The sequence below is a fragment of the Candidatus Halocynthiibacter alkanivorans genome (assembly GCF_003333265.1).
Taxonomy (GTDB): domain Bacteria; phylum Pseudomonadota; class Alphaproteobacteria; order Rhodobacterales; family Rhodobacteraceae; genus Halocyntiibacter_A; species Halocyntiibacter_A alkanivorans.
On the sequence record NZ_QOLB01000002.1, the window covers coordinates 1 to 1355 of the forward strand.

Below are 1355 nucleotides of genomic sequence, written 5' to 3' on the forward strand. Positions count from 1 at the left end.
TTTGTATGTACCGGCTACTGTTCGCAAATGATTTTTCACATGTTCTCGGAAGTCGCTCATATGTATCCGGCCTGTTGATCGACACGCGGGTCGTGGCCTCATTGGGATTACGCTCGCTCCGTGGTCTCATTAGCGGCAAGGTCTATAATGACCGAAAGGGCCGTCAGACTCTGAGGGCGTAGTATTTCCGTTCCATGCTTTCTATCTGTCGCGAACTCCTTTGGATCGTGGCGGGGTATTAAACGCCGACCGCGACCTCGTCTCTGGGTGCATCAAACGTGGTGCCATGGTGCAGGACGCTCCAGGCCGTTCGTGCAAGTTTATTGGCCAACGCAACCGCCAGCTTGTTGCGATGCATGCGGGGTTCGGCTCTGATCAGCCACTCACCAAAGCTGAAGTCGGGCCAGCGATGCGGGCGCATCAGGATCACCTTGGCGGCCTGCACAAACAGCATACGCAGATACCGACTGCCTCGTTTGGTGATCCGCCCCAAAACCGTTCGCCCGCCCGTGCTGTATTGCCTTGGCACAAGGCCAACCCAGGCCGCAAAGTCACGACCCCGATCAAACGCATCCCCCGTGCCGATGGCAGCAACCATAGCTGTTGAGATCATCGGGCCGATGCCCGGGATCGTCATGACGTTCACACAGTTTTCTTCGGTGCGGCTGATACCCTCGATCTCGCTGGAAACAGCATCGATCCTGTCATCCATCCACAGCCAATCACCATAGAGGCCGATCAGGATTTTCCGCATCCGGGGCGATATCTCATCCTTGCGCTCTTCAAGGATTATCAGAAACGAGTTTTTCAGCGCCCGCAAACCCTTGCGAACCGTGATCCCTTGTTCAATCAGAAAGGCACGGATTTGATTGATGGTTGCCGTGCGCCGTGACACCAGGCGCGATCTGACCCGATGCAGGGCTTGCAGATCAAGCTGGTCCTGGCTCTTCTCGGGAACGATTTTCAGATTGGGTCGAAGCGCTGCTTCTGCGATGGCTTCTGCATCGTTGTAATCGTTTTTCTGACCCTTGTTGAACGGCTTAACGTAGATGGCGGGAATGATACGTGGCTCAAAGCCCATCTTGCGCAGTGATCGGCTAACAAAGTGGGCGCTGAGACAGGCTTCCATCCCAACGATGCAGGATGGCAGTTCCCTAAATGTCATTTCCAACGCCATTCGTTTGATCTTCTTGCGTACAACAACATTTCCATCAGGATCAAATCCAACCAAATGGAACACGTCCTTCCCAATATCGATACCAACTGACATCAGCGCCTCAATCTTGATTTCCTTCTTCTTCGAACTCATGGCTACTTCTCCTCTGCTGGCGGGTGAAACAAACACAGTTTAACCC

Annotated in this window: 1 protein-coding gene; it reads right to left on the bottom strand. The window is 53.8% G+C overall.

Going from position 1 to position 1355, the window contains the following annotated elements; all coding sequences use genetic code 11:
* Positions 1 to 238: 238 nt before the first annotated feature.
* Positions 239 to 1309, bottom strand: a complete 1071-nt coding sequence (locus tag DWA01_RS00015; RefSeq protein WP_114283600.1) for an IS110 family RNA-guided transposase — start codon at positions 1307 to 1309, stop codon at positions 239 to 241.
* Between the last annotated feature and the right edge of the window lie 46 nt (positions 1310 to 1355).

Coding starts and splice junctions, on each gene's coding strand:
- DWA01_RS00015 (WP_114283600.1), bottom strand. CDS start 1,309: ATGAGTTCGAAGAAGAAGGAAATCAAGATTGAGGCGCTGATGTCAGTT.